Annotated in this window: 36 protein-coding genes; 34 read left to right on the top strand and 2 right to left on the bottom strand. The window is 58.7% G+C overall.

Annotated features, from left to right (window positions below; all coding sequences use genetic code 11):
• Positions 1-4 precede the first annotated feature (4 nt).
• The 26 genes from rplD (at position 5) to rplQ (ending at position 12,508) form a co-directional block, all read left to right on the top strand.
• Positions 5-607, top strand: coding sequence for a 50S ribosomal protein L4 (gene rplD, locus HV822_RS07045; RefSeq protein ID WP_096006255.1), 603 nt, complete (start codon positions 5-7; stop codon positions 605-607).
• Complete coding sequence (gene rplW, locus HV822_RS07040; RefSeq protein ID WP_238873021.1) at positions 604-900, top strand: 50S ribosomal protein L23; 297 nt, start codon at positions 604-606, stop codon at positions 898-900. The genes rplD and rplW overlap by 4 nt, the downstream gene beginning before the upstream one ends.
• A 14-nt stretch (positions 901-914) precedes the next feature.
• A complete protein-coding gene (gene rplB / locus HV822_RS07035; protein WP_118131989.1) occupies positions 915-1,739 on the top strand; it encodes a 50S ribosomal protein L2 in 825 nt (274 codons plus the stop codon).
• A gap of 17 nt (positions 1,740-1,756) precedes the next feature.
• Positions 1,757-2,032 carry a 30S ribosomal protein S19 gene (gene rpsS, locus HV822_RS07030; protein WP_083728638.1) on the top strand — a complete coding sequence of 92 codons (276 nt, stop codon included), beginning with the start codon at positions 1,757-1,759 and terminating at the stop codon, positions 2,030-2,032.
• An 11-nt stretch (positions 2,033-2,043) separates the two neighbouring features.
• Positions 2,044-2,376 carry a 50S ribosomal protein L22 gene (gene rplV, locus HV822_RS07025; protein WP_065335991.1) on the top strand — a complete coding sequence of 111 codons (333 nt, stop codon included), beginning with the start codon at positions 2,044-2,046 and terminating at the stop codon, positions 2,374-2,376.
• A gap of 11 nt (positions 2,377-2,387) precedes the next feature.
• Positions 2,388-3,068: a 30S ribosomal protein S3 gene (gene rpsC, locus HV822_RS07020; protein WP_083728637.1), complete on the top strand. Its 681-nt coding sequence runs from the start codon at positions 2,388-2,390 to the stop codon at positions 3,066-3,068.
• An 11-nt stretch (positions 3,069-3,079) separates the two neighbouring features.
• Positions 3,080-3,493 (top strand): 50S ribosomal protein L16, encoded by a 414-nt coding sequence (rplP, locus tag HV822_RS07015; protein ID WP_083728636.1) that lies wholly within the window; start codon positions 3,080-3,082, stop codon positions 3,491-3,493.
• Positions 3,493-3,684 carry a 50S ribosomal protein L29 gene (rpmC, locus tag HV822_RS07010; RefSeq protein WP_083728635.1) on the top strand — a complete coding sequence of 64 codons (192 nt, stop codon included), beginning with the start codon at positions 3,493-3,495 and terminating at the stop codon, positions 3,682-3,684. Before rplP ends, rpmC begins: the two co-directional genes overlap by 1 nt.
• A 2-nt stretch (positions 3,685-3,686) precedes the next feature.
• Positions 3,687-3,950, top strand: a complete 264-nt coding sequence (gene rpsQ / locus HV822_RS07005) for a 30S ribosomal protein S17 (protein WP_238873020.1) — start codon at positions 3,687-3,689, stop codon at positions 3,948-3,950.
• Positions 3,951-3,992: 42 nt separating this feature from the next.
• Complete coding sequence (gene rplN, locus HV822_RS07000) at positions 3,993-4,361, top strand: 50S ribosomal protein L14 (protein ID WP_083728633.1); 369 nt, start codon at positions 3,993-3,995, stop codon at positions 4,359-4,361.
• 11 nt (positions 4,362-4,372) lie between these two features.
• The gene (gene rplX / locus HV822_RS06995) at positions 4,373-4,687 is read left to right on the top strand and encodes a 50S ribosomal protein L24 (RefSeq protein WP_088277355.1); all 315 of its coding nucleotides are present in this window, start codon (positions 4,373-4,375) and stop codon (positions 4,685-4,687) included.
• Between the two features lie 17 nt (positions 4,688-4,704).
• Positions 4,705-5,244, top strand: coding sequence for a 50S ribosomal protein L5 (gene rplE, locus HV822_RS06990; protein WP_083728631.1), 540 nt, complete (start codon positions 4,705-4,707; stop codon positions 5,242-5,244).
• A gap of 11 nt (positions 5,245-5,255) precedes the next feature.
• Positions 5,256-5,561, top strand: a complete 306-nt coding sequence (gene rpsN / locus HV822_RS06985) for a 30S ribosomal protein S14 (protein ID WP_083728630.1) — start codon at positions 5,256-5,258, stop codon at positions 5,559-5,561.
• Positions 5,562-5,600: 39 nt separating this feature from the next.
• Positions 5,601-5,993 carry a 30S ribosomal protein S8 gene (gene rpsH / locus HV822_RS06980; protein WP_238873018.1) on the top strand — a complete coding sequence of 131 codons (393 nt, stop codon included), beginning with the start codon at positions 5,601-5,603 and terminating at the stop codon, positions 5,991-5,993.
• A gap of 13 nt (positions 5,994-6,006) precedes the next feature.
• Entirely contained in the window at positions 6,007-6,537 is a 531-nt protein-coding gene (gene rplF, locus HV822_RS06975; RefSeq protein ID WP_238873016.1) for a 50S ribosomal protein L6, read from the top strand.
• A gap of 10 nt (positions 6,538-6,547) precedes the next feature.
• Entirely contained in the window at positions 6,548-6,898 is a 351-nt protein-coding gene (gene rplR, locus HV822_RS06970) for a 50S ribosomal protein L18 (RefSeq protein WP_083728627.1), read from the top strand.
• Between the two features lie 10 nt (positions 6,899-6,908).
• Entirely contained in the window at positions 6,909-7,412 is a 504-nt protein-coding gene (gene rpsE / locus HV822_RS06965; RefSeq protein WP_083728626.1) for a 30S ribosomal protein S5, read from the top strand.
• A gap of 6 nt (positions 7,413-7,418) precedes the next feature.
• Complete coding sequence (gene rpmD, locus HV822_RS06960; RefSeq protein WP_065335992.1) at positions 7,419-7,601, top strand: 50S ribosomal protein L30; 183 nt, start codon at positions 7,419-7,421, stop codon at positions 7,599-7,601.
• A gap of 3 nt (positions 7,602-7,604) precedes the next feature.
• Positions 7,605-8,039: a 50S ribosomal protein L15 gene (gene rplO / locus HV822_RS06955; protein ID WP_238873015.1), complete on the top strand. Its 435-nt coding sequence runs from the start codon at positions 7,605-7,607 to the stop codon at positions 8,037-8,039.
• Positions 8,040-9,368, top strand: coding sequence for a preprotein translocase subunit SecY (gene secY / locus HV822_RS06950; RefSeq protein WP_238873014.1), 1,329 nt, complete (start codon positions 8,040-8,042; stop codon positions 9,366-9,368).
• Positions 9,369-9,392: 24 nt separating this feature from the next.
• Entirely contained in the window at positions 9,393-9,509 is a 117-nt protein-coding gene (gene rpmJ, locus HV822_RS06945; protein ID WP_074781302.1) for a 50S ribosomal protein L36, read from the top strand.
• 160 nt (positions 9,510-9,669) lie between these two features.
• Positions 9,670-10,026: a 30S ribosomal protein S13 gene (rpsM, locus tag HV822_RS06940; protein WP_238873012.1), complete on the top strand. Its 357-nt coding sequence runs from the start codon at positions 9,670-9,672 to the stop codon at positions 10,024-10,026.
• A 20-nt stretch (positions 10,027-10,046) separates the two neighbouring features.
• On the top strand, positions 10,047-10,436 hold the full coding sequence (gene rpsK / locus HV822_RS06935; protein WP_083728622.1) for a 30S ribosomal protein S11: 390 nt from the start codon (positions 10,047-10,049) through the stop codon (positions 10,434-10,436).
• 15 nt (positions 10,437-10,451) lie between these two features.
• Positions 10,452-11,072 carry a 30S ribosomal protein S4 gene (rpsD, locus tag HV822_RS06930; protein ID WP_083728621.1) on the top strand — a complete coding sequence of 207 codons (621 nt, stop codon included), beginning with the start codon at positions 10,452-10,454 and terminating at the stop codon, positions 11,070-11,072.
• Positions 11,073-11,099: 27 nt separating this feature from the next.
• Positions 11,100-12,101 (top strand): DNA-directed RNA polymerase subunit alpha, encoded by a 1,002-nt coding sequence (locus HV822_RS06925; RefSeq protein WP_083728620.1) that lies wholly within the window; start codon positions 11,100-11,102, stop codon positions 12,099-12,101.
• Between the two features lie 26 nt (positions 12,102-12,127).
• Positions 12,128-12,508: a 50S ribosomal protein L17 gene (gene rplQ, locus HV822_RS06920; RefSeq protein ID WP_083728619.1), complete on the top strand. Its 381-nt coding sequence runs from the start codon at positions 12,128-12,130 to the stop codon at positions 12,506-12,508.
• Between the two features lie 116 nt (positions 12,509-12,624).
• On the opposite strand, the gene uvrA is transcribed toward rplQ, so the two are convergent.
• Positions 12,625-15,459 (bottom strand): excinuclease ABC subunit UvrA, encoded by a 2,835-nt coding sequence (gene uvrA, locus HV822_RS06915; protein ID WP_238873011.1) that lies wholly within the window; start codon positions 15,457-15,459, stop codon positions 12,625-12,627.
• Positions 15,460-15,598: 139 nt separating this feature from the next.
• Here uvrA and HV822_RS06910 point away from each other — a divergent pair, with 139 nt between their 5' ends.
• From HV822_RS06910 to HV822_RS06890, 5 genes are all read left to right on the top strand, one after another.
• Entirely contained in the window at positions 15,599-16,969 is a 1,371-nt protein-coding gene (locus HV822_RS06910) for an MFS transporter (protein WP_238873009.1), read from the top strand.
• A 25-nt stretch (positions 16,970-16,994) separates the two neighbouring features.
• The gene (ssb, locus tag HV822_RS06905; protein WP_238873007.1) at positions 16,995-17,483 is read left to right on the top strand and encodes a single-stranded DNA-binding protein; all 489 of its coding nucleotides are present in this window, start codon (positions 16,995-16,997) and stop codon (positions 17,481-17,483) included.
• A 468-nt stretch (positions 17,484-17,951) separates the two neighbouring features.
• Entirely contained in the window at positions 17,952-18,359 is a 408-nt protein-coding gene (locus HV822_RS06900) for a hypothetical protein (protein ID WP_238873005.1), read from the top strand.
• A gap of 273 nt (positions 18,360-18,632) precedes the next feature.
• Positions 18,633-19,310, top strand: coding sequence for a histidine phosphatase family protein (locus HV822_RS06895; protein WP_238873003.1), 678 nt, complete (start codon positions 18,633-18,635; stop codon positions 19,308-19,310).
• A gap of 371 nt (positions 19,311-19,681) precedes the next feature.
• Positions 19,682-20,557, top strand: coding sequence for a sugar nucleotide-binding protein (locus tag HV822_RS06890; protein WP_238873002.1), 876 nt, complete (start codon positions 19,682-19,684; stop codon positions 20,555-20,557).
• Positions 20,558-20,660: 103 nt separating this feature from the next.
• Here the strand turns inward: HV822_RS06890 and HV822_RS06885 are convergent, their stop codons facing one another.
• Entirely contained in the window at positions 20,661-21,338 is a 678-nt protein-coding gene (locus tag HV822_RS06885; RefSeq protein ID WP_238873000.1) for an OmpW/AlkL family protein, read from the bottom strand.
• Between the two features lie 202 nt (positions 21,339-21,540).
• Here HV822_RS06885 and HV822_RS06880 point away from each other — a divergent pair, with 202 nt between their 5' ends.
• From HV822_RS06880 to HV822_RS06870, 3 genes are read left to right on the top strand one after another with little or no spacing between them, the layout of a single operon-like run.
• Entirely contained in the window at positions 21,541-22,302 is a 762-nt protein-coding gene (locus HV822_RS06880; RefSeq protein ID WP_238872998.1) for a DUF3450 domain-containing protein, read from the top strand.
• Positions 22,299-23,642: a MotA/TolQ/ExbB proton channel family protein gene (locus HV822_RS06875; RefSeq protein ID WP_238872996.1), complete on the top strand. Its 1,344-nt coding sequence runs from the start codon at positions 22,299-22,301 to the stop codon at positions 23,640-23,642. The genes HV822_RS06880 and HV822_RS06875 overlap by 4 nt, the downstream gene beginning before the upstream one ends.
• Complete coding sequence (locus HV822_RS06870; RefSeq protein ID WP_238872994.1) at positions 23,635-24,150, top strand: MotA/TolQ/ExbB proton channel family protein; 516 nt, start codon at positions 23,635-23,637, stop codon at positions 24,148-24,150. Before HV822_RS06875 ends, HV822_RS06870 begins: the two co-directional genes overlap by 8 nt.
• Positions 24,151-24,160 lie beyond the last annotated feature (10 nt).

Raw genomic sequence — 24,160 nt, 5'->3', positions numbered from 1 at the left:
TACCATGAATCTGAATGTAGCTGGTGCAAGCGCGATCGAAGTTTCCGATCTGACCTTTGCAACCGAGTTTAACGAAACCCTGGTTCACCAAGCCGTTGTCGCGTACATGGCTGGTGCTCGTCAGGGTACCAAGCAGCAAAAGACCCGTTCCGACGTTTCCGGTGGTGGCAAGAAGCCCTGGCGTCAGAAAGGTACCGGCCGTGCCCGTGCCGGCACCATCCGCAGCCCGATCTGGCGCTCCGGTGGTACTACCTTTGCTGCCCGTCCGCAAAATCACGAGCAGAAGCTGAACCGCAAGATGTACCGCGGCGCACTGCGTTCCATTCTGTCCGAGCTGGTACGCCTGGACCGTCTGGTCGTTGTTGAGAGCTTCTCCGTTGACGCACCGAAAACCAAGGCTCTGGCCGGCAAGTTGAAGGAACTCGATCTGCAGAACGTGCTGATCGTTACCGAAGGCGTTGATGAGAACCTGTACCTGGCAGCGCGTAACCTGCCGCACGTCGACGTGCGCGACGTTCAAGGTTCTGACCCGGTTAGCCTGATCGCTTACGACAAGGTGCTGATCACAGTGCCTGCTGTTAAGAAGTTCGAGGAGATGCTGGGATGAACCAAGAGCGCATTTTCAAGGTACTGCTTGGCCCGCATGTGTCCGAAAAGGCAACCGTGCTGGCCGACGGTCAGAACCAGTTCGTGTTCAAAGTGGATACCACTGCGACCAAGCTGGAAATCAAAAAGGCCGTTGAGCAGCTGTTCAACGTCAAGGTCAAGGCGGTATCGACTTTGAATGTCAAAGGCAAGACCAAGCGCACCATTCGTGGCCTGGGCAAGCGTAATGACTGGAAGAAGGCCTACGTTAGCCTGGAAGCCGGTCAAGACATCGACTTCGCCAGCGCTGAATAAGACAGGGGTACATCATGGCAATTGTTAAATGTAAACCTACTTCCGCTGGCCGCCGCTTCGTAGTCAAGGTCGTTAACGCTGACCTGCACAAAGGTGCTCCGCACGCACCGCTGCTTGAGAAGCAAGGCAAGTCTGGTGGTCGTAACAACAATGGCCGCATCACCACGCGTCATCGTGGGGGCGGACATAAGCAACACTACCGCATCGTGGACTTCCGTCGTAACAAGGACGGCATCCCCGCTGTTGTAGAGCGCGTCGAGTACGATCCGAATCGTACTGCTCATATTGCTCTGCTGAAGTATGCCGACGGTGAGCGTCGCTACATCATCGCCCCCAAAGGCGTTGTTGCTGGCGATCAACTGGTCTCTGGCGCCGATGCGCCGATCAAGGCCGGTAACTCTCTGCCGCTGCGCAACATCCCGGTAGGTAGCACTATTCACGCGATCGAACTGAAGCCTGGTAAAGGTGCTCAGGTAGCTCGTAGTGCTGGCGCTGCTGTCCAGCTGGTTGCTCGCGAAGGTGCCTACGTCACCGTTCGTCTGCGTTCCGGCGAAATGCGCAAAGTCCTTGGCGAATGCCGCGCGACTCTGGGTGAAGTGTCCAACGGTGAGCACAGCCTGCGCTCGCTGGGTAAAGCCGGTGCCAAACGCTGGCGCGGTGTTCGTCCGACTGTTCGTGGTGTTGCCATGAACCCGGTAGATCACCCGCATGGTGGTGGTGAAGGTCGTACCTCCGGTGGTCGTCATCCGGTTTCTCCGTGGGGCTTCCCGACTAAGGGTGCCAAGACTCGGTCCAACAAGCGCACTGACAAGATGATTGTCCGTCGTCGCAGCAAGTAATTAGAGGGGATACGACAGTGCCGCGTTCTCTGAAGAAAGGTCCTTTTATCGATCTTCACCTGTTGAAGAAGGTCGAAGTGGCAGTAGAAAAGAACGACCGTAAGCCGATCAAGACCTGGTCGCGCCGTTCCATGATTCTGCCGCAGATGGTCGGTCTGACCATCGCTGTACACAATGGTCGCCAGCATGTCCCAGTAATCGTTAGCGAAGACATGGTCGGTCACAAGTTGGGCGAATTCTCTGCTACGCGTACCTACCGTGGTCACGCTGCAGACAAGAAAGCCAAGCGCTAAGGGGTTAGAAGATGGAAGTAGCCGCTACTCATAAGGGCGCCCGACTCTCTGCCCAGAAAGCGCGTTTGGTCGCCGACCAGATCCGCGGTAAGAAGGTGGATGAGGCCCTGAACCTGCTGGCATTCAGCAACAAGAAGGCCGCTGCCGTCATCAAGAAAGTTCTCGAGTCCGCTATTGCGAACGCCGAGCACAACGATGGCGCAGACGTGGATGACCTGAAGGTCTCCACCGTGTTTGTCAACGAAGGTCGCTCCCTGAAGCGCATCATGCCGCGTGCCAAAGGCCGTGCTGATCGCATCATCAAGCGGTCTTGCCACATCACGGTCAAGGTTGCTGACAAGTAGGAGTCGATCAAATGGGTCAGAAAGTACATCCGGTAGGCATTCGCCTCGGTATCGTTAAAGAACACACTTCGGTGTGGTACGCAGATGGTCGCAACTACGCTGACTATCTGAACACCGACCTGAAAGTACGTGCGTACATTCAGGACAAATTGAAAAGCGCCTCTGTCAGCCGCGTTGATATCCAGCGCCCGGCTCAGACAGCCCGCATTACCATTCACACTGCTCGTCCGGGTATCGTGATTGGCAAGAAGGGTGAGGACGTTGAGAAGCTGCGTCAGGACCTGACCAGCCAGATGGGCGTGCCGGTGCACATCAACATCGAAGAGATCCGCAAGCCGGAGCTCGACGGTGCCCTGGTTGCACAAAGCGTTGCTCAGCAGCTCGAGCGTCGTGTGATGTTCCGTCGTGCCATGAAGCGCGCCGTACAGAACGCCATGCGCATTGGTGCCAAGGGTATCAAGATCCAGGTTAGCGGCCGTCTTGGCGGCGCCGAGATCGCCCGTACCGAATGGTATCGTGAAGGCCGTGTGCCACTGCACACCCTGCGTGCCGACATCGACTACGCGACAGCTGAAGCCCACACCACCTACGGTGTGATCGGTGTGAAGGTTTGGATCTTCAAAGGCGAGATCATCGGTGGTCTCCAGGAAGAAACCAAAGCCGTCGCGGCCAAGAAAAAAGCTGCTAAGTAAGGGGTACGCACATGTTACAACCTAAGCGTACGAAGTTCCGCAAGCAGATGACCGGCCACAACCGTGGTCTGGCGCATCGTGGTAGCAAGGTGAGCTTCGGTGAGTTCGCGCTCAAAGCCGTAGGTCGCGGTCGTCTGACTGCTCGTCAGATCGAAGCGGCTCGTCGCGCCCTGACTCGTCACGTTAAGCGTGGCGGTAAAATCTGGATCCGTGTGTTTCCGGATAAGCCTATCTCCAAGAAGCCTCTCGAGGTGCGGATGGGTAAAGGTAAGGGTAACGTCGAGTACTGGGTAGCCCAGATTCGTCCGGGCAAGGTCCTTTACGAGATTGAAGGTGTTTCCGAAGAGCTGGCCCGCGAAGCATTCGCTCTGGCCGCAGCCAAGCTGCCTCTCGCTACCACCTTTGTTAAGCGGACGGTGATGTAATGAAAGCGACAGAACTTCGTGAAAAATCTGCTGAGCAGCTGAACGAGCAGCTGCTCACCCTGCTGCGCGATCAGTTCAACCTGCGCATGCAGAAAGCAACCGGTCAGCTCGGTCAAACGCATCTGCTGAACCAGGTAAAGCGCGACATCGCTCGCGTCAAGACTGTGCTCAATCAGAAGGGTGGTAACTGATCATGGCCGAGAACAAAACAGTTCGTAGCGTTACTGGCCGTGTTGTCAGTGACAAGATGGATAAAACCATCACTGTGCTCATCGAGCGTCAGGAAAAGCACCCTCTGTACGGTAAGTACGTGAAGCGCTCTACCAAGCTCAAGGCGCACGACGAGAACAACGAATGCCGCATCGGCGATCTGGTGACCATTCGTGAGACCCGCCCCTTGGCCAAAACCAAGAGCTGGGCACTGGTTCAGATCGAAGAGCGCGCGGCGCAAGTTTAAGCCCGCGCAACTTAGCGGATTATTTAAGGGTCGGAGAAAGTTATGATTCAGACTCAATCCATGCTGGATGTGGCTGACAACAGTGGTGCACGTCGCGTTATGTGTATCAAGGTTCTGGGCGGTTCTCACCGTCGCTACGCCGGCATTGGCGATATCATCAAAGTGACCGTGAAGGAAGCGATTCCGCGCGGCAAAGTAAAGAAAGGCCAGGTGCTCAACGCGGTCATCGTGCGTACCCGTCACGGCGTACGCCGTACCGACGGTTCGCTGATCCGTTTCGATGGCAACGCCGCCGTTCTGCTCAACACCAAGAATGAGCCGATCGGTACCCGCATCTTTGGGCCGGTGACTCGTGAGCTGCGTAATGAGCAGTTCATGAAGATCGTTTCCCTCGCGCCCGAAGTGCTGTAAGGAGCCAGGTCATGCAAAAGATCAAACGCGACGACGACGTAATCGTCATTGCCGGTAAAGACAAGGGTAAGCGCGGCAAAGTCCTGAAAGTTGGTGACGATGCCCGCCTGCTGGTTTCCGGTGTCAACATTATCAAGCGCCACACCAAGCCCAATCCGATGGCTGGTGCTCAGGGCGGTATTGTTGAGAAGGAGGCGCCGATCCACGTCTCCAACGTGGCTATCTTCAACCCCGAGACCAACAAAGCCGATCGCGTCGGCTTCAAGGTCGAAGACGGTAAGAAGGTTCGTATTTTCAAGTCGACGCAAAAAGCCGTCGACGCTTGAGAATCTAGGTGCTTACCATGGCGAGATTGAAAGAAACCTATCGCACTAACATCGTTCCCAAGCTCCAGGAAGAACTGGGCCTGAAGAACGTGATGGAAGTGCCGAAAATCACCAAGATCACCCTGAACATGGGCCTTGGCGAAGCAGTCGGTGACAAGAAAGTCATCGAAAACGCACTGGCTGACCTGGAAAAGATCACTGGTCGCAAAGGCATCGTAACCTACGCACGCAAGTCCATCGCTGGCTTCAAGATCCGCGACGGCTGGCCGATTGGCGTCAAGGTTACCCTGCGTCGCGAGCAGATGTACGAATTCCTGGATCGTCTGCTGTCGATTTCCCTGCCGCGCGTCCGTGACTTCCGTGGCCTGAATGCCAAGTCCTTTGATGGCCGTGGCAACTACAGCATGGGCGTCAAGGAACAGATCATTTTCCCGGAAATCGATTACGACAAGATCGATGCCCTGCGTGGTCTGGACATCACCTTGACTACTACTGCGCGGACCGACGACGAAGGTCGTGCGCTGCTGCGCGCGTTCAACTTCCCGTTCCGTAACTAGGAGTCAGGACAATGGCAAAAGTCAGTATGAAAAACCGTGAGGCCAAGCGCGCTCGCCTGGTCGCCAAATTTGCTGCCAAGCGTGCAGCGCTGAAAGCGACTATCGGTGACGTTAACGCCTCTGTAGAAGATCGCTGGGCTGCTCAGGTAGCCCTGCAAAAACTGCCGCGCGATTCCAGCCCGGTCCGTCAGCGTAACCGCTGCCGCGTCACTGGTCGTCCGCACGGCGTATACCGCAAGTTTGGTCTGAGCCGCATCAAGCTGCGTGAAGCAGCAATGCGCGGTGATGTGCCCGGTCTGGTCAAGGCCAGCTGGTAATCCAGACTTTTATTACTCAGTTTCAGGAGCACATAGCCCATGAGTATGCAGGACCCGTTGGCAGATATGCTGACCCGTATCCGTAATGCCCAGATGGCTGAGAAGTCCAACGTCAGCATGCCCTCGGCAAAGCTGAAGGTGGCTGTCGCCAAGGTACTTAAGGAAGAAGGTTACGTTGCCGGTTACGAAGTGGTTGGCGACGTTAAGCCGACCCTGTCTATCGAACTGAAGTACTTCGAAGGCAAGCCGGTTATCGAAGAGCTGAAGCGCGTGAGCCGTCCCGGCCTGCGCCAGTACAAGTCCGTTGAGCAACTGCCGAAAGTTAAAGGTGGTCTGGGCGTTTCCATCGTCTCCACCAACAAAGGTGTGATGACTGATCGCGCTGCTCGCGCTGCCGGTATCGGCGGCGAAGTTCTCTGCACCGTATTCTGATAGGGGGTTAACGATGTCTCGCGTCGCCAAGAACCCTGTCAAATTGCCGCAGGGTGTAGAAATCAAACTGGACGGTCAGGCTCTGTCGATCAAGGGCGCCAAAGGCACCCTGGAACTGAACCTGCATCCGACTGTTGAAGTTGTTCAGGAAGACGGCGAGCTGCGTTTCGCAGCCCGTGCCGGCAGCCCGAACATGGCCATGGCCGGTACTACCCGCGCTCTGGTCAACAACATGGTCATCGGCGTCAGCCAAGGTTTTGAGCGTAAGCTCCAGCTGGTTGGCGTAGGTTACAAGGCTCAGGCTAAAGGTCAGGTTCTGAACCTGGCGCTGGGCTACTCCCACCCGATCGACTACCAGCTGCCTGAGGGTGTTTCCGCTGAAACCCCCAGCCAGACTGACATCATCATCAAAGGCATCGACAAGCAACTGGTCGGCCAGGTAGCCGCGGAAATTCGTGATTTCCGTCGTCCGGAGCCCTATAAGGGCAAGGGTGTCCGCTACGCCGATGAAGTAGTGCGTCGTAAAGAAGCCAAGAAGAAGTAGGGCATAGCAAATGAGCGATAAAAAAGTTATTCGTCTCCGTCGCGCTCGCCGTACGCGCCTGAAGCTGCGCGATCTGGAAGCCGTTCGTCTGTGCGTGCACCGCTCTTCGCAGCACATGTACGCACAAGTCATCTCGGCAGATGGCGCCAAAGTGCTGGCTAGCGCCTCCACTCTGGACTCCGAGCTGCGCGCTGGTTCCACCAGCAACATCGAAGCAGCCAAGAAAGTTGGCCAGCTGGTCGCAGAGCGTGCCAAGGCCGCCGGTGTAACTCAGGTCGCCTTCGACCGTTCCGGCTTCAAGTACCATGGTCGCGTAAAAGCGCTGGCCGACGCCGCTCGTGAAGGCGGGCTGGAATTCTAAGGGTAGAGTTATGGCTAATTTCGATCAAAAGCGCGACGAAGGTTACATCGAGAAGCTGGTCCAGGTTAACCGCGTTGCCAAAGTAGTTAAGGGTGGCCGCATCTTCGCTTTCACCGCACTGACTGTTGTCGGTGATGGCAAAGGTCGCGTGGGCTTCGGTCGCGGCAAGGCACGTGAAGTGCCAGCCGCCATCCAGAAGGCCATGGAGGCTGCACGTCGTAACATGATTCAGGTTGACCTGGACGGAACCACTCTGCAGTACCCTGTTCGTGCCGCTCACGGCGCGTCCAAGGTGTTCATGCAGCCGGCCTCCGAAGGTACCGGTGTCATCGCAGGCGGTGCAATGCGCGCCGTTCTGGAAGCCGCTGGCGTACACAACGTACTGGCCAAGTGTTACGGTTCCACCAATCCGGTTAACGTCGTTCAGGCTACCTACAAGGGTCTGAAGTCGATGCAGTCTCCCGAGTCTGTAGCGGCCAAGCGCGGCAAGACCGTTGAAGACATCACGGGGTAAGTGGACATGGCAAACGAAAAAATCAAGGTGACTCTGTTCAAGAGTGTCGCTGGTCGTCTGCCGAAGCACCAGGCTTGTGTTAAAGGCCTGGGCTTGCGTCGCATCGGTCACACCGTTGAAGTCGAAGACACTCCGTCTGTGCGTGGGATGATCAACAAGGTCTCCTACATGGTTCGGGTAGAGGAATAAGACATGAAACTGAATGATCTGCGTTCCGCGCCGGGTGCACGCCGTGAAAAGCTGCGCGTCGGTCGTGGTATCGGTAGCGGTCTGGGTAAGACTGCTGGCCGCGGTCACAAAGGTTTGACCTCTCGTTCCGGTGGCAGCGTTGCCCCCGGTTTCGAGGGTGGTCAGCAGCCGCTGCACCGTCGTCTGCCGAAGTTTGGTTTTACTTCCAAACTGGCTATGGTCACTGCTGAGATTCGCACCAGCGAACTGAACGCAGTTGACGCTGAGGTCGTTGACCTGCAGGCGCTGAAAGATGCCAATATCATTGGCAACAAGTTTGTACGTGCAAAGATCGTCCTGTCCGGCGACGTGACCAAAGCGGTTACCGTCAAAGGCCTGGCCGTGACCAAAGGTGCACGTGCAGCGATCGAAGCAGCTGGTGGCAAGATCGAGGACTAAATGGCTAAGCAAGGCGCTCTTTCTGGAATGAATCAAGGTGGCTTGAGTGAACTCTGGGGGCGCCTGCGCTTTCTGTTCCTCGCGATCATCGTTTACCGTATCGGGGCGCATATTCCGGTTCCCGGGATAAACCCTGATCGTCTGGCCGATCTGTTCAATCAGAATTCAGAGACGATCCTTAGCCTGTTCAACATGTTCTCCGGCGGTGCCCTGGAGCGGATGAGTATTTTCGCTCTGGGCATCATGCCGTACATCTCTGCATCCATCATCATGCAGCTGATGACGGCGGTTACGCCGTCGCTGGAGCAGTTGAAGAAGGAAGGGGAGTCCGGTCGCCGGAAGATCAGTCAGTACACGCGTTATCTGACGTTGGTGCTGGCGTTTATTCAAGCCATCGGTATGTCCGTTGGTCTGGCTAGTCAGGGTGTCGCTTTCAGCGCCGGTTTCAGCTTCTATTTTGTCGCTGTGACCACGTTTGTTGCCGGGGCGATGTTCATGATGTGGCTCGGTGAGCAGATCACCGAACGCGGTATCGGTAACGGTATTTCGATGCTGATTTTTGCCGGTATTGTTGCCGGTCTGCCGGCAGCCATTGGTCAGTCCTTCGAAGGTGCCCGTTTGGGTACCATCAATATTTTTGCGTTGATTGGTGTCGGCCTGGTGGCCATCGCCCTGATCGCGTTCGTGGTGTTTGTCGAGCGTGGCCAGCGCAGAATCACGGTCAACTATGCCAAGCGTCAACAAGGTCGCAAGGTGTTTGCCGCGCAGACCAGCCATTTGCCTCTCAAGGTCAATATGGCGGGTGTGATCCCGGCCATCTTCGCCAGCAGTATCCTGTTGTTCCCGGCGTCGCTGGGTACCTGGTTCGCCCAGGGCGACAACATGGAGTGGCTGCAAACCTTTGCGCAGGCAATTGGGCCGGGTAAGCCGCTGAATATCATTCTGTTTAGTGCAGGGATCATTTTCTTCTGCTTCTTCTATACAGCCTTGATGTTCAATCCGAAGGATGTTGCGGAAAACCTCAAGAAGTCCGGTGCGTTCATTCCGGGTATCCGTCCCGGTGAGCAATCTGCTCGCTATATCGATAGCGTGCTGACCCGCCTCACCCTGTTCGGTGCCTTGTACATGACCGCGGTCTGCTTGCTGCCGCAGTTCCTGGTGGTATCGGCGAATGTGCCCTTCTATCTGGGTGGGACGTCGTTGCTGATCGTCGTAGTGGTTGTTATGGACTTCATGTCGCAAGTACAATCGCACCTCGTTTCTCAGCAGTACGAGTCTCTTTTGAAGAAATCTAACCTGAAGGGTTACGGCAGCGGCATGCTCCGCTGAGTATTCGGGTTATAGGAGTCGGCTATGAAAGTTGCAGCATCAGTTAAGAAGCTTTGCCGTAACTGCAAGGTTATCCGTCGCAATGGTAGCGTACGTGTAATCTGCAGTGCTGAGCCCCGTCATAAGCAGCGCCAGGGTTAATTCCCGGTTCTGAATTAAGACTACGTCTCAGGATAACCACCACCTGGCCATTTTTTGGTCAGGTGGTTGAATTTTATTTTTGTTAGCGCTACCCTACTGCACCCTTTTTCGAGCAACCTCTTTGGGTTGAGTCAGGTAGCTGTCAGACGGAGTAAATTGGATGGCCCGTATTGCAGGCGTCAACATCCCGGATAACAAGCACACTGTTATCTCTCTGACCTATATCTTTGGTATTGGTCAGACCAAGGCACAACAGATCTGTGCCGCCACTGGCATTGAGCCCAGTGTCAAGATCAAGGATCTGAGCGAAGAGCAGATTGATACCCTGCGCAATGAAGTCGCCAAGAGCACTACCGAAGGTGACCTGCGCCGTACGATCAATATGAACGTTAAGCGCCTCATGGATCTCGGCTGCTATCGTGGCCTGCGTCACCGTCGTGGCCTTCCGGTCCACGGTCAGCGCACCAAGACCAATGCCCGCACCCGTAAGGGTCCGCGCAAGCCGATCCGTAAGTAATTGCGAGGGAATCTACAGATATGGCTAAGCCAGCTGCTCGTGTACGTAAAAAAGTAAAAAAGACAGTCGTTGATGGGGTTGCCCACATCCACGCGTCTTTCAACAACACCATCATCACCATTACAGACCGTCAGGGTAATGCCCTGAGCTGGGCTACCTCCGGTGGTTCCGGCTTCCGTGGTTCGCGCAAAAGCACCCCGTTCGCTGCCCAGGTAGCGGCCGAGCGTGCCGGTCAGGCTGCCCTCGAGTATGGCCTGAAGAACCTGGACGTGTGCGTCAAAGGCCCCGGCCCGGGTCGTGAGTCTGCTGTGCGTGCGCTGAACTCTTGTGGTTACAAGATCAGCAGCATCACCGACGTCACCCCCATTCCCCACAACGGCTGCCGCCCGCCCAAGAAGCGTCGCGTTTAATCAGGAGACGGTAAAATGGCTCGTTATATTGGTCCCAAGTGCAAGCTATCTCGTCGCGAAGGTACTGACCTGTTCCTGAAAAGCGGCGTGCGCGCTCTCGACTCCAAGTGCAAACTGGAAACTCCTCCGGGTGTTCACGGCCAACGCCGTGGTCGTCTTTCAGAATACGGTACTCAGCTGCGTGAAAAGCAGAAGGTCCGTCGTATGTATGGCGTTCTCGAGCGTCAGTTCAGCAACTACTACAAGGAAGCTGCCCGTCTGAAGGGTGCTACCGGTGAGAACCTGCTGCAACTGCTGGAGCGTCGTCTGGACAATGTCGTTTATCGCATGGGCTTTGGCGCTACTCGCGCAGAAGCACGTCAGCTGGTGTCGCATAAGTCGATCAGCGTCAACGGCAAGACCGTCAACATTGCGTCTTACTCGGTAGCCCCGGGCGACGTGGTCGCTGTTCGCGAGAAAGCCAAGAACCAGCTGCGCATCAACAGCGCTCTGGAGCAGGCTGCTCAGCGTGGCGGTGCAGAGTGGGTTGAAGTAGACAGCGCCAAGAAAGAAGGCGTTTTCAAGAGCATCCCGGCTCGCAGCGATCTGTATGCCGACATCAACGAAAACCTGATCGTCGAGCTGTACTCCAAGTAAGCGACAGACAGCATAAAGGTGCCCCACATGCAGAGTTCGGTTACCGAGTTTCTAACTCCGCGTCATATCGACGTACAGGAAACTTCGCCCACGCGTGCCAAGATTACTCTTGAGCCGCTGGAGCGTGGTTTCGGTCATACCCTGGGCAATGCGCTGCGTCGCATTCTGCTCTCGTCCATGCCCGGCTGTGCCGTGGTAGAGGCCGAAATCGATGGCGTTTTGCATGAGTACAGCGCTATCGAAGGCGTCCAGGAAGATGTCATCGAGATCCTGCTCAACCTGAAAGGGTTGGCGATCAACATGCACGGTCGCGACCAGGTAACCCTGAACCTTTCCAAGAAAGGCCCGGGCGTTGTCACCGCTGCCGACATTCAGCTCGACCACGAAGTCGAAATCGTCAATCCGGATCACGTGATTGCCACGCTGTCCGACAACGGCGAGCTGACCATGAAGCTGACTGTGGCCCGTGGCCGCGGTTACGAGCCGGCCGACGCGCGTCAGTCCGATGAGGACGAAACCCGCTCCATTGGCCGTCTGCAGCTGGACGCCACTTACACCCCCGTACGCCGCGTGGCCTACGTGGTGGAAAGTGCGCGTGTTGAGCAGCGTACCAACCTGGACAAACTGGTTATCGACCTGGAAACCAACGGTACTCTGGATCCGGAAGAAGCCATTCGCCGCGCTGCAACCATCCTGCAGCAGCAGCTGGCTGCCTTCGTCGATCTGAAGGGCGACCAGGAGCCGGTTGTTGAGCAGCAGGAAGACGAGATCGATCCGATTTTGCTGCGTCCGGTGGACGACCTTGAGCTGACTGTCCGTTCGGCCAACTGCTTGAAGGCTGAAAATATTTACTACATTGGCGATCTGATCCAGCGTACCGAAGTAGAGCTGCTGAAGACCCCGAACCTGGGTAAGAAGTCCCTGACCGAGATCAAGGACGTTCTGGCTTCGCGTGGTCTGTCTCTGGGTATGCGTCTGGACAACTGGCCGCCTGCAAGCTTGAAGAAGGACGACAAGGTTTCGGCCTGATCGTCTTGACACCGAGGAATTGAGAGATGCGTCATCGTAAAAGTGGTCGTCACCTGAGTCGCACCAGCGCACACCGCAAGGCCATGTTCCAGAACATGGCAGTGTCGCTGTTCGAGAACGAACTGATCAAAACTACTCTGCCGAAAGCCAAGGAACTGCGCCGCGTTGCCGAGCCGCTGATCACCCTGGCCAAGGAAGACACCGTAGCCAACCGTCGTCTGGCGTTTGACCGCACTCGCAGCAAAGCTGCTGTCGGCAAGCTGTTCAACGACCTGGGCAAGCGCTATGCAACCCGTCCGGGTGGCTATGTGCGCATCCTGAAGTGCGGCTTCCGCGCTGGCGATGCTGCCCCGATGGCTTACGTTGAGCTGGTTGACCGCCCTGAAGCGGCTGCAGCTGACGAGTAAGTTAGTCAGGCACGAACAAAAAAACCGGCTTAGGCCGGTTTTTTTGTGTCTGCGATTTGGTGGCGGATGTGCTGAATGAAGTGCGGAGCCGCCGTGGGGCGGCTCCCTATTCGAGATCAGGCGCGGTCGCGCTCCAGCAGCGGGCCAAGAAAGCGCCCGGTGTGCGAGGCCGCCTCGGCCGCGATCTGCTCTGGTGTGCCGGCGGCAATGATCTGGCCGCCACCAGAGCCGCCTTCCGGCCCAAGATCGACGATCCAGTCTGCGGTCTTGATGACGTCCAGGTTGTGCTCGATGACGACGACCGTGTTGCCGTGGTCGCGCAGGCGATGCAGTACGTCGAGCAGTTGCTGAATGTCGGCAAAGTGCAGGCCGGTGGTTGGCTCATCGAGGATGTAGAGCGTCTTGCCGGTGTCGCGCTTGGAAAGCTCGCGCGCGAGTTTGACGCGCTGTGCTTCGCCGCCGGACAGGGTGGTTGCTGATTGCCCCAGGCGAATGTAGGACAGGCCCACGTCCATCAGGGTTTGCAGCTTGCGGGCGAGCGCCGGGACAGCATCAAAGAACTCGCGGGCCTCTTCAATGGTCATCTCCAGCACTTCGTGGATGCTCTTGCCCTTGTACTTGATCTCCAGCGTCTCGCGGTTGTAGCGCTTGCTCTTGCAGACGTCGCAGGGCACGTAGATATCGGGCAGGAAGTGCATCTCTACCTTGATCAGGCCGTCGCCCTGACAGGCCTCGCAGCGCCCGCCCTTGACGTTGAACGAGAAGCGTCCGGCCTTGTAGCCCCGAGAGCGGGCTTCCTGGGTACCGGCGAACAGCTCGCGGATTGGCGTAAATAGCCCGGTATAGGTCGCCGGGTTGGAGCGCGGGGTACGGCCAATCGGGCTCTGGTCGATGTCGACTACTTTGTCGAGGTGCTGTAGCCCATCGAAGCTGCCGTAGGGTGCGGTCTCCAGCGTTGTCGCGCCGTTCAGGGCGGTGGCCGTGATCGGGAACAGGGTGTTGTTGATTAGTGTGGACTTGCCCGAGCCGGAGACGCCGGTAACGCAGGTCAGCAAGCCGACCGGAATCTCCAGATTGACCTTCTGCAGGTTATTGCCGCAGGCGCCTTTGAGGCGCAGCCACTCGTTCTTGCGTAGCGGCGTACGCTCGGCGGGCACGGCGATCTTTACCTTGCCGGAGAGGTATTTGCCGGTCAGTGACGCGGGGTCGTCCATCACCTGTTGTGCGGTGCCGTGTGACACCACGCGGCCGCCGTGTACGCCGGCACCGGGGCCGATGTCCACTACATAGTCCGCCAGGCGGATAGCGTCTTCATCGTGCTCGACGACAATCACGGTGTTACCCAGGTCTCGCAGGTGCACCAGTGTTGCCAGCAAGCGCTCGTTGTCGCGCTGGTGCAGGCCGATAGAGGGCTCATCCAGGATGTACATGACGCCAACCAGGCCGGCACCGATCTGGCTGGCCAGACGAATACGCTGGGCTTCGCCGCCAGACAGCGTGTCGGCGCTGCGGTCCAGTGTCAGGTAATCCAGGCCGACGTTGACCAGGAACATCAGGCGCGCGCGAATTTCCTTGAGGATCTTCTCCGCGATCTCGCCGCGGCTGCCTTCCAGCGTCAGTTGTTCAAAGTAGTCGGCCGCGCTGCCAACGGGCAGGGTCGTCAGCCCGGGCAAATTGCGGCCGTCGATCATCACGTGGCGCGACTCGCGACGCAGGCGGGTGCCATGGCAATCCGGACACGGCTGGGTGCTCAGGTACTTGGCCAGCTCCTCGCGCACGCTCTGGGACTCGGTCTCGCGGTAGCGCCGCTCCAGGTTGGGCACGATGCCTTCGAACGGGTGTTCGCGCTGGACGACATCGCCCCGGTCGTTCAGGTAGCGGAAGGGCACTTTGTCATTGCCGGTGCCACTGAGGATCAGCTTGCGGTGTTCTTCCTGGACTTGGTCAAAGGGCAGGTCCAGATCGATGCCGAAATGCTCGGCCAGCGAGCTGAGCATCTGGAAGTAGTACACGTTGCGGCGATCCCAGCCGCGGATTGCGCCTTCGGCGAGCGTCAACTCGCCGTTGACCAGGCGCCGCGCATCAAAAAACTGCTTAACGCCCAGGCCGTCGCAGGTCGGACAGGCGCCGGCGGGGTTGTTGAAGGAAAACAGGCGCGGTTCCAGCTCGCTGATCGAATGTCCGCACTCGGGGCAGGCGAAGCGCGCGCTGAAGGTGGTTTCCTCGCCGTCTTCGCCATCCATAGGGGCGATAATGGCGATACCGTCGGCAAGGCCAATGGCGGTTTCGAAGGACTCGGCCAAGCGCTGCTGCAGATCTTCGCGCACCTTGAAGCGGTCAACCACCACCTCAATGCTGTGCTTGCGCTTCTTGTCGAGCGTCGGCGCCTCATCCAGCTCATAGATGCGGCCATCGATGCGTGCGCGGACAAAGCCCTGGGCGCGCAGTTCGTCGATCAATGCCAGGTGCTCACCCTTGCGGTCGCGCAGCACCGGGGCCAGCAGCATCAGCTTGCTGCCCTCGGGCATGGCCAGTACCTGGTCGACCATTTGGCTGACGGTCTGGGCGGTCAGTGGCAGGTCGTGGTCGGGGCACATGGGGGTGCCCACCCGGGCAAACAGCAGGCGCAGGTAATCGTAAATTTCGGTGATGGTGCCAACGGTGGAGCGCGGGTTGTGCGACGTCGACTTCTGCTCGATTGAGATGGCCGGAGACAGCCCCTCGATATGGTCGACATCGGGCTTTTCCATCATCGACAGGAACTGTCGCGCGTAGGCCGACAGCGACTCGACATAGCGGCGCTGACCCTCGGCGTACAGGGTGTCGAAGGCCAGTGACGACTTGCCGGAGCCGGACAGTCCGGTGATCACGATCAGCTTGTCGCGGGGTAGGTCGAGGTCGACATTTTTCAGGTTGTGCGTGCGCGCACCCCGGATCTGAATGGTATCCACTGTACTCTCACCTCGCGGCCGGCAAAGCGTACAAGTATACGGCTTACGCCGGGTCGGCGGCAAAGTGGCGCACCCGCACAGTGCGCGTCCCGGGCTGGGGGCAGGCATGGTAATATCCGCGCTTTTACCCGGAGCTGTCATGCATCAGGTTGACTCCATGAGCCCCCAGGAACGCCGCGCCTCTGTGTCGCTGGCGCTGGTCTTTGCCTTTCGTATGCTGGGCCTGTTCATGGTGTTGCCGGTGCTGGCGACCTGGGGTCAGCAGTTACAGGGGGCAACCCCCTTTCTGATTGGCATGGCGATCGGCGCCTACGGTCTGACCCAGGCATTTTTGCAGATTCCCTTTGGCATGTTATCCGACCGTATTGGCCGCAAGCCGGTGATTGTGTTCGGGCTGTTGCTGTTTGCCGCCGGCGGGCTGGTCGCAGCCGATGCTGACAGTATTGGCCAGGTAATCGCCGGGCGGGTGCTGCAGGGCGCCGGCGCTATTGCTGCGGCAGTGATGGCGCTGGTGGCCGACTCTACGCGTGAGCAGCATCGTACCAAGGCCATGGCGATGATCGGCATGAGCATTGGCGTTGCCTTTGCTGTGGCCATGGTGGCCGGCCCGGTGGTGGCGCGTATGGCGGGGCTCGGCGGCGTGTTTCTATCGACCTCGGCGTTGGCGCTGCTGGGTGTTGTGCTGGTGCTGCTGACCGTGCCGACACCGCGCCACACGCAGCCCCATCGTGATGCCGGCGTGGTGCGGGGGGCGTTGTGGCCAGCGCTGACCAATGGGCAGCTGCTCCGGTTGAACTATGGCATCGCCTGTTTGCACGCGATTCTGATGGCGACCTTTCTGGCCATTCCGCTGGCGTTGCAGCAGCAGGCGGGGCTGGCCAAGGAAGATCACTGGTGGGTCTATCTGGCGGCGCTGCTGCTGTCATTCTTTGGCATGGTGCCCTTTATCATCTACGCCGAGCGACAGCGCCAGATGAAGCGCGTGATGCTGGGTGCTGTTGCTGTGCTGGCTTTGGTGCAGCCGCTGTTCTGGTTGAGCCAGCACAGTCTGCCCTGGCTGGTGGCGGCGATTATTCTGTTCTTTGTTGGTTTCAACTTGCTGGAAGCAACTTTGCCGTCGCTGCTCAGCAAGATTGCGCCTGCCGGGGGCAAGGGCACAGCAATGGGCGTCTACTCCACCAGCCAGTTCGCCGGCGCGGCGCTGGGCGGCATGTTTGGTGGCTGGCTGTTCGCCCACTTCGGGTTGGGCGGTGTATTCGTCGGTTGCGCGCTGCTGGCGCTGTCGTGGCTGATCATTGGTGGTACCATGCGCGAACCGCCTTATGTGACCAGTTATCGCCTGGCGTTGTCCCCCGCCTGTCTTGACGATGCCGCGCTGGCCACCCGCCTGCAGGCCGTTGCAGGTGTGACAGAAGTCGTGATTGTTGCCGAGGAGGCAGCAGCCTACTTGAAAGTGGACGCTAAGATATTGGATCGTGAGGCACTTAACCGGGTCGCAGCACCCGTTTGATCACCAGGTACAGCAGGAGAATGGCATGGCCAGAGGCGTAAACAAGGTAATTTTGATCGGTAATGTCGGTGGTGATCCGGAAGTGCGCTATCTGCCCAACGGCAACGCCGTAGCCAACGTGACGCTGGCCACCAGCGACAGCTGGAAGGACAAGCAGACCGGCCAGATGCAGGAGCGCACCGAATGGCACCGCGTGGTGTTTTTCGGTCGTATCGCCGAGGTGGTTGGCGAGTATGCGCGCAAGGGCTCCAAGCTCTATATCGAAGGTCGCCTGCAGACCCGCGAGTGGGAGAAGGACGGCGTCAAGCGTTACACCACCGAAGTGGTTGTGGATATGGGCGGCCAGATGCAGCTGCTCGACAGCCGTCAGGGCGGTGGTGGTGAGCAGGGTATGGGGCAATCCCGTCCGCAGCGCCCCGCGCCGCAAGCCCAGCCGGCCGCTCAGCCGCAACAGCAGGCGCCGCAGCAGTCGGCGCCGGATTACGACAGCTTTGATGATGACATTCCGTTCTAAAATGTAGCTGTCGCCGCAACCCGGCATGACCCAGGATTTTCTCATCCTCGGTCTGCCGGGTTTTTTTGTGGCTTGTGAAACCTTCTAGGAAAGTCTGGGGGGCAGCCCCGGCCTTTTGCCTGTCCTGCATCAGAGGTCTTTGGTCGCGGAGTTTATCGGCAGCCTTGTTTCTCGGGCCTGCACTAATTTTGGGTGAATCGGACGTCAGCGTGACAAAAGGCAAGGCTTGACCCACACACACTCGCAGTCGATGGCGCGGCCGGGCAGGTTAGGCAAAAGCCAAGGCCTTACCCGGGGCTCGGGGGGGAGTTGCGTAATTGTCGGCAAAAGGAATGTTAAAAACTGCTCATGGTTCCGGTCTGAGAATAACGTTTGCCCTATAAACGCTAGTGAGATTAGGTTGCCGGCAGAGCAAGATCCAATGTGTATTTTTCGGGAAGAAATTAGGCTGGTCGAATAGGGGGGGGTATGTTGAAGCTGTATAGGGGCATGTTAATTGCGATGCTGGTGCTTCACGGGCTGTGGGTTTTTGTCCCGTGGTTCTCTTGGCTCTTCCCTGACGCTATCGATGCTATTTACTGGTCAGGCTATGGCGCTCGTATGGGCTATGGAGTGATGGTGATATCGATGCTGATTTCGGTAGGGCTTTATTTCCTTGCCTATATCGGAATGATTTTCCTATTTCGGCCTGCAAGAACCTTGCATGTCTTGCTGGTGTTGGCAACGCCTGTGCTTTCGTTAGCCTATGGCGTTGGTGTCTTTTCACCTGTAGAAGTGATGTTTCTCAATTTATTGGGTTTGTGTGATGGGTTTGTTGTTGCGCTTGGCTTCTTTACCTCTGTTAATGAACGGTTCATAAGTAATCCAAGCCGCTGATTTGGAAAAAATAGCGCAGTTTTGTGTGGTTACTAGCGACCCGGATACAGAGCCAAGCTTTTTCTCCGCAACAGCAGGCGCCGCAGCAGTCGGCGCCGGATTACGACAGCTTTGATGATGACATTCCGTTCTAAAATGTAGCTGTCGCCGCAACCCGGCATGACCTAGGATTTTCCCATCCCCGGTCTGCCGGGTTTTTTTATGGCTCGTGAAAGTGCCCGTATCACCCTGGGCCGGCGGGTTGCCCAGTTACTCCAGTACGGGAAGGTTCAGATGTCAGAAGTGTATTTTGTGCGTCATGGTCAGGCTTCGTTCGGTAGCGATAACTACGATCAGCTGTCCGAAAAGGGCCACCTGCAGGCGCGTCTGCTGGGTGAGTATTTTGCCAGCCAGCAGATGCAGTTTGATCACATCCTGACCGGCGATATGGTGCGCCATCGTGAAACTGCCGAGGGCATCTGCGCCGGCATGGGTATCGAGCCGACCGGCTTTCAGGTCTTTGCCGAACTCAACGAGTTTGACTTTCACTCCATCCTGCACGCCTTTCTGGCGCAGCATCCGGAACAGGCACTACCGGAAAAGCCGGTGGTGGCCGACTTTTTCAAGCGCCTGAAGCAGGGCATCGTGCTCTGGTCCGAGGGTGAGCTTGAGGGCGAGCTGCCGGAAACCTGGGCCGAGTTTGAGCAGCGCATCCTCAGCGCCCGCGAGCACATCATGAGCAACTTCAAGGGCAGCCGGGTGCTGGCGGTCAGCTCCGGTGGCGCGATTGCCATGCTGGTGCGCCAGTTGCTGGAGGCGCCTAGCAAAACCATGGTTGAGCTGAACCTGCAGACCCGCAATACCGGCTTGATTCAATGCGTGTTTAACCAGCGGGCAATGCGCCTGGCCGGGTTCAATGCGGTTCCGCATTTGGACAGCCCCGAGCGGCGCGAGCTGATTACCTACACCTGAGCAAGGGAAGCACTGATCAATTCCACACGCCCTCTGCGAGTGCTCAAGCGTGCAGATGCAAGGCGCGATGTGCAGCCAATAGTGGTTCTATTGGTAAGCAGCGCAACGCAGCAGATGCATGCTTGAGGGCTCGCCCTGCGGGGCGTCCAGTCTGGGCCGCACTCTGCGTTGTGATTTCTCGACAGGTCCCGACATGCCTTCGAAACCACGCCTTGATTGCAGCCCAGCCGGATGCGGCCCAACCTGAACGCCAGAGGGCATGTGGAATTAAGCAGTGCTTCCCAAGTGCTGAGTCTGCATGTGACAGGTGACGACAGTGGCATAAAGGCTGCACAATAATTGCCTGTTTCTGATTCAAGGATCATCAAGGCATGCGAATGCGGGTGTTGCTGCTGGGCAAGACGTCCCTGCTGGGGCAAGCGTTGATAGCCCAGGCGGCGCAAGAAGATATCGAGTTTCTGCAGGTCGACGAGTCATCAGCCTGCTGGCAGCCGGCGCAGGTAGCGGGTTGGCTCGATACGTTGCAGCCCGACGCGGTGCTGGACCTTAGCTTCTATCATCAGCAGTTTCAGGTGCTCGACCCGGCGGCAGACGGGCTCGAGGCGGAGCGTCGCTTCGTGCAAGAGTTGATTGGCCAGTGTGCCCAGCGTCAGCTGCTACTGTGCCGACTGTCCAGTACGCGAGTATTCGACGGCGCCAAGGGCCAACCCTACACCGAAAAGGATGTGCTGGCGCCGGTGGGTGCGCATGGTGGGTTGCAGGCGGAGCTGGATCAGTTGCTGGAGAGCCAATGTCGCCGTCACCTGCTGCTGCGTTTTGGCTGGGTGCTGGACAGCTCGCCCGAGGGCATGCTGCAGCGCCTGCTGCAGCAGCTGCACTCAGGTGACAGCGTCGCATTAGCGGAGGAGTGGCGCGGTACACCGACGCCGTTGGACGATATGGCGCGGGTGACCCTGGCAGCGCTGAAGCAGATGGATTGTGGTAGTGAGCTATACGGCTGTTACCACTACGCCAGCGCTGAGGTGGCCAGCTGGATCAGCTTTGCCCGTACCCTGGCCCAGGAGCTGGTGCACAACGGCCTGCTGGAGCGCGAGCCAGGGGTCGAGCCGGTGCCTTTCGAAAGTCAGCCGGCAGCGTCGCTGGAGCCGCGCAACGCGGTGCTCAGTGGTCGTCGTCTGCTCTATGCGTTTGGTATCAAACCGCGGACCTGGCGTGTCAGCCTGACGGCTTTGCTGGGGGCGCACTGAGCCGCTGACCGCAGATGTAGGCGCTGTTTGCGTTGCCCTGAATAAAAAAAACCTGAGACCACGAAGGCCCCAGGGGGAAGTGCAGCCGTGAGTGAGGGTTGGCTTAAAACTTGTAGCCAAGGCCGACCATGTAAACCAGTGGGTCGATGTCGACATCAACGGAGACCTTGGTCGGGCCTGCATAGGTTGTGCCGGTGGTTTCGATGTCGATGTAACGGATTTGAGCGTTCAGCATTACCTTGTCACTTAGCATGTAATCCATGCCCAGCTGCGCTGCCAGACCCCAGGAGTCATCCAGATCCAGACCGCTGAAACCGGCGGCTTCTGCTTCGCTGCTCAGCTTGTCATCGAACATCCACGTGTAGTTGATACCCAGGCCCGCGTACGGTTGGAAAGCGGAGCTGCTGGCCATCGGGTAGTACAACACGCTGACAGTCGGCGGCAAGTGTTTGGTGGAGCCCAGCTTCAAACCGCCCAGCCCTTTGGTGCCGATGTCGTGCTCGAACGGGGTCGCAGCCAGCACTTCAACAGCCCAGTTGTCGGACAGCATGTACGCCAGGTTCAGACCCAGTTGGGTGTCGCTGTTGAGGGTGGCGGCAGTGCCGGCCTGCGGTGCACCGCCAACCTTGACGCGGCTGCTATCCTCTTTCGGGTCAACGGTAACGGCACCGGCGCGCACGATGATGTCGCCAGCCTGGTGAGCCTGAGCGGTGACCGACGCAGCCAGCAGAACGGGGGCAAAAAGCGCTGTGAGGCCGAGGCGGGATGCAAAAGCGGACATGATTTATCTCCTGATGTGTTGAGCTGTTGCTACTCTACGGACCGGTCTCAGGTGGACTATTGATCTGGAGCAACTAGCCGACGCAGACGGATGCGGCAGGCTGCCGCAGCTGCGCAGAGGTTGCAGAAGTTCCAGTATAAAGATGATAATCATTCTCTTTTTGACGGGCTGGTCAGGCCAGCCTTCGCCGGGGGAACAGCGAATGAAAGCAGTTTGGCTGGTCGCTATGCTTGCCGCGCCGCTTAGTGTGCAGGCGCAGCAGGCGTTGCAGCAGGCGCAGCAGGAAAGCCGCGAACTGACCGCCGAGGCGGTTGCCACGCAACAGCGCATCGACAGCCTTGACGATGCCGCCCAGTCGGCCCTGCAGGAATACACCAGGGCGCAGGACCAGGCCGTCGCGCTGAACGAGTACAGCGAGCGCCTGCAGTTGATGGTGGAGGCGCAGGCGCAGGAGCTGATCAGTTTGCAGCAGCAGATCGACAGTCTGGCCGATACCCAGCGCGAGATGTTGCCGCTGATACGCCGTATGATCGAGTCGCTGGAGGCCTTTGTCGCGTTGGATATGCCCTTTCTGCTGGATGAGCGCGAAGACCGTATTGCTCGCCTGCAAGATCTGTTGATTGACCCCGAGGTCAGTGTCGCCGAGCTTTACCGGCGCGTACTGGAGGCCTATCAGATCGAGAGTGATTACGGTCGCACCCTGGAGGCCTGGCGTGGCCAGCTGCCCGCTGGCGAGCAGGAGCGGGTGGTCGAGTTCTTGCGCATCGGCCGTCTGATGCTCTTTTATCAAAGCCTTGATGGTCAGGAACAGGGTTACTGGGACGCCGCCGCGGGTAGCTGGCAAACGCTGCCGGCCAGCTACCGCCGCACGCTGAGTGACGGCATCGCCATCGCTCGCAACGAGCAGTCGCCACAGTTGTTGCCCTTGCCCATGCCGCCAGTCAGCGCGGAGGTCGCCCAATGAAAAGACTTTCCTGGATGCTGATGCTGTGCTGCCTGACGCCGTTGGTGCAGGCGCAGTCGCTGGACAAGCAAGCGCTGCTGGAGCGGATTCGCGAGACCCGCAGCGCTGAGCAGGCCGCGATGCGCGAACGCGAGCAAACCTTCCTGCGTGAGCGCAATCAGCAGCAGAGGCGCCTCTCGCAGGCGCGGGCCGAGCTGGCGAGTGCGCAGGCGCGGGCCGACGAGCTGGATACCCGCTTCAAGGCGCAGACCGAGCAGCTGGCGCAGTTGCGTCAGGAGTTGACCGAGCGCAGTGGCAACCTCGGCGAGTTGTTTGGGGTAGTGCGTCAGGGCGCTGGCGATACCCTCAGCCAATGGCAGGACTCCTTGCTCAATGCCCGTTACCCGGAGCGTCAGAGCGAGCTGGAAGCCTTGTCGCAAAGCAGCCGCATCCCCAGCGTCGAGGTGCTGGAGCAGTTCTGGTATCGGCTGCAGCAGGACATGAATGCCAGCGGTGAAGTGGCGCGCTTCCAGGCCCAGGTGATTGATCGCCAGGGTGGCCAGCAGGCCCGGTCCGTGGTGGCTGTTGGCCCCTTCGTGGCCAGTGCTGACGGCGAGTACCTGCTCTACCAGCCCGATAGTCAGGCACTGCAGGTGGCTGATCGCCAGCCGAGCGGTGCGGATCTGCTGGACGCCTTTGTGGCGCCGCGTGATGCGGTAGCCGATATTGCCATCGACCCGGCACGCGGTCAGGTAATCGAGCAATTGCAGCGCACGCCGGATCTGCTGACGCGTTTGTCACAGGGCGGCATCGTTGGCTACGTCATTGTGGCCCTGGGCGCGCTGGGTATCTTGCTGGCGCTGGTGCGACTGGTTTGGCTGCAGTTGGTACAGCGCCGTGTAGACCGGCAGATCGACAACCTCGACCAGCTGGCTGACAGCAACCCGCTGGGGCGGGTGTTGAGCGTCATTGGCAGTCGTCCGCGGCTGGAAGAGCTGGATACGCTGGAACTCAAGCTGGATGAGGCCATCCTGCGCGAAACGCCGGCATTGGAGCGTTGGCAGGGGCTGATCAAGTTGCTCGCTGCGGTGGCGCCGCTGCTCGGTCTGTTGGGCACGGTGACCGGCATGATTGCCACCTTCCAGGCCATCACCCAATACGGCACCGGCGACCCGAAAATGATGGCCGACGGCATCTCACAGGCGCTGGTGACCACGGTGCTGGGTCTGGTGGCGGCGATTCCGTTGCTGTTTATGCACAGCCTGGTGGCAGCGCGCAGCAAGGCGTTGATTCAGCTACTGGAGCAGCAGAGCGCCGGTTTGATCGCCTTGCACCTGGGTGGAGAGCGGCGCAGTGACTGAGGTCCTGTGGCGGCTGCCGGACTTTCTCGACAGCGGCGGCTGGGTGCTGTGGACCATTCTTGGCGCCACGGTGCTGCTGTGGACGCTGATGCTGGAACGGCTGTGGTATCTGTCGCTGGTGTTTCCGCGCCGCGCCGAAGGCTATTGCGACGGCTGGCAGGCGCGTGGTGAGCGGCGCAGTGCTGCCGCGCGGCATATCCGCACCGCCTGGCTGGCGCAAGCGCAGGCGCAGCTCAATCGCTATCTGCCGATGGTGCGGGTGCTGATAGCGCTGTGCCCGCTGCTGGGCCTGCTGGGCACGGTCAGCGGCATGATTCAGGTATTCGATGTAATGGCCATCAGCGGCAACGGCAACCCGCGCGCCATGGCGGCGGGCGTGTCCCGTGCCACGGTGCCGACCATGGCCGGTATGGTAATTGCCATCAGTGGACTGTTTTGTCTGGCGCGACTCGATCAGCAGTCGCGGCGAGCGCTGCAGCGGCTATCTGACCGCCTGCAGCACGACTAGGAGAAATTGC

Source organism: Halopseudomonas maritima, from assembly GCF_021545785.1.
Lineage (GTDB): Bacteria > Pseudomonadota > Gammaproteobacteria > Pseudomonadales > Pseudomonadaceae > Halopseudomonas > Halopseudomonas maritima.
The sequence above is the reverse complement of the archived record's forward strand: the minus strand, read 5'-3'. Positions and strand labels throughout refer to the sequence as shown.

What these genes read in the sequence shown, in the direction of transcription:
- rplD (WP_096006255.1), top strand. Translation starts at nt 5, where the DNA reads ATGAATCTGAATGTAGCTGGTGCAAGCGCGATCGAAGTTTCCGATCTG.
- HV822_RS06885 (WP_238873000.1), bottom strand. Translation starts at nt 21,338, where the DNA reads ATGTCCGCTTTTGCATCCCGCCTCGGCCTCACAGCGCTTTTTGCCCCC.
- ssb (WP_238873007.1), top strand. Translation starts at nt 16,995, where the DNA reads ATGGCCAGAGGCGTAAACAAGGTAATTTTGATCGGTAATGTCGGTGGT.
- HV822_RS06895 (WP_238873003.1), top strand. Translation starts at nt 18,633, where the DNA reads ATGTCAGAAGTGTATTTTGTGCGTCATGGTCAGGCTTCGTTCGGTAGC.
- rpsC (WP_083728637.1), top strand. Translation starts at nt 2,388, where the DNA reads ATGGGTCAGAAAGTACATCCGGTAGGCATTCGCCTCGGTATCGTTAAA.
- rplO (WP_238873015.1), top strand. Translation starts at nt 7,605, where the DNA reads ATGAAACTGAATGATCTGCGTTCCGCGCCGGGTGCACGCCGTGAAAAG.
- rplP (WP_083728636.1), top strand. Translation starts at nt 3,080, where the DNA reads ATGTTACAACCTAAGCGTACGAAGTTCCGCAAGCAGATGACCGGCCAC.
- HV822_RS06900 (WP_238873005.1), top strand. Translation starts at nt 17,952, where the DNA reads ATGTTGAAGCTGTATAGGGGCATGTTAATTGCGATGCTGGTGCTTCAC.
- rpsK (WP_083728622.1), top strand. Translation starts at nt 10,047, where the DNA reads ATGGCTAAGCCAGCTGCTCGTGTACGTAAAAAAGTAAAAAAGACAGTC.
- HV822_RS06925 (WP_083728620.1), top strand. Translation starts at nt 11,100, where the DNA reads ATGCAGAGTTCGGTTACCGAGTTTCTAACTCCGCGTCATATCGACGTA.
- HV822_RS06910 (WP_238873009.1), top strand. Translation starts at nt 15,599, where the DNA reads ATGCATCAGGTTGACTCCATGAGCCCCCAGGAACGCCGCGCCTCTGTG.
- rpsD (WP_083728621.1), top strand. Translation starts at nt 10,452, where the DNA reads ATGGCTCGTTATATTGGTCCCAAGTGCAAGCTATCTCGTCGCGAAGGT.
- rpsQ (WP_238873020.1), top strand. Translation starts at nt 3,687, where the DNA reads ATGGCCGAGAACAAAACAGTTCGTAGCGTTACTGGCCGTGTTGTCAGT.
- rplW (WP_238873021.1), top strand. Translation starts at nt 604, where the DNA reads ATGAACCAAGAGCGCATTTTCAAGGTACTGCTTGGCCCGCATGTGTCC.
- rpsM (WP_238873012.1), top strand. Translation starts at nt 9,670, where the DNA reads ATGGCCCGTATTGCAGGCGTCAACATCCCGGATAACAAGCACACTGTT.
- rpsH (WP_238873018.1), top strand. Translation starts at nt 5,601, where the DNA reads ATGAGTATGCAGGACCCGTTGGCAGATATGCTGACCCGTATCCGTAAT.
- rpmJ (WP_074781302.1), top strand. Translation starts at nt 9,393, where the DNA reads ATGAAAGTTGCAGCATCAGTTAAGAAGCTTTGCCGTAACTGCAAGGTT.
- rplR (WP_083728627.1), top strand. Translation starts at nt 6,548, where the DNA reads ATGAGCGATAAAAAAGTTATTCGTCTCCGTCGCGCTCGCCGTACGCGC.
- rplN (WP_083728633.1), top strand. Translation starts at nt 3,993, where the DNA reads ATGATTCAGACTCAATCCATGCTGGATGTGGCTGACAACAGTGGTGCA.
- rpmD (WP_065335992.1), top strand. Translation starts at nt 7,419, where the DNA reads ATGGCAAACGAAAAAATCAAGGTGACTCTGTTCAAGAGTGTCGCTGGT.
- HV822_RS06875 (WP_238872996.1), top strand. Translation starts at nt 22,299, where the DNA reads ATGAAAAGACTTTCCTGGATGCTGATGCTGTGCTGCCTGACGCCGTTG.
- rplF (WP_238873016.1), top strand. Translation starts at nt 6,007, where the DNA reads ATGTCTCGCGTCGCCAAGAACCCTGTCAAATTGCCGCAGGGTGTAGAA.
- rpsE (WP_083728626.1), top strand. Translation starts at nt 6,909, where the DNA reads ATGGCTAATTTCGATCAAAAGCGCGACGAAGGTTACATCGAGAAGCTG.
- rpmC (WP_083728635.1), top strand. Translation starts at nt 3,493, where the DNA reads ATGAAAGCGACAGAACTTCGTGAAAAATCTGCTGAGCAGCTGAACGAG.
- rplB (WP_118131989.1), top strand. Translation starts at nt 915, where the DNA reads ATGGCAATTGTTAAATGTAAACCTACTTCCGCTGGCCGCCGCTTCGTA.
- rpsN (WP_083728630.1), top strand. Translation starts at nt 5,256, where the DNA reads ATGGCAAAAGTCAGTATGAAAAACCGTGAGGCCAAGCGCGCTCGCCTG.
- rplX (WP_088277355.1), top strand. Translation starts at nt 4,373, where the DNA reads ATGCAAAAGATCAAACGCGACGACGACGTAATCGTCATTGCCGGTAAA.
- HV822_RS06880 (WP_238872998.1), top strand. Translation starts at nt 21,541, where the DNA reads ATGAAAGCAGTTTGGCTGGTCGCTATGCTTGCCGCGCCGCTTAGTGTG.
- rplV (WP_065335991.1), top strand. Translation starts at nt 2,044, where the DNA reads ATGGAAGTAGCCGCTACTCATAAGGGCGCCCGACTCTCTGCCCAGAAA.
- rplQ (WP_083728619.1), top strand. Translation starts at nt 12,128, where the DNA reads ATGCGTCATCGTAAAAGTGGTCGTCACCTGAGTCGCACCAGCGCACAC.
- HV822_RS06890 (WP_238873002.1), top strand. Translation starts at nt 19,682, where the DNA reads ATGCGAATGCGGGTGTTGCTGCTGGGCAAGACGTCCCTGCTGGGGCAA.
- secY (WP_238873014.1), top strand. Translation starts at nt 8,040, where the DNA reads ATGGCTAAGCAAGGCGCTCTTTCTGGAATGAATCAAGGTGGCTTGAGT.
- rplE (WP_083728631.1), top strand. Translation starts at nt 4,705, where the DNA reads ATGGCGAGATTGAAAGAAACCTATCGCACTAACATCGTTCCCAAGCTC.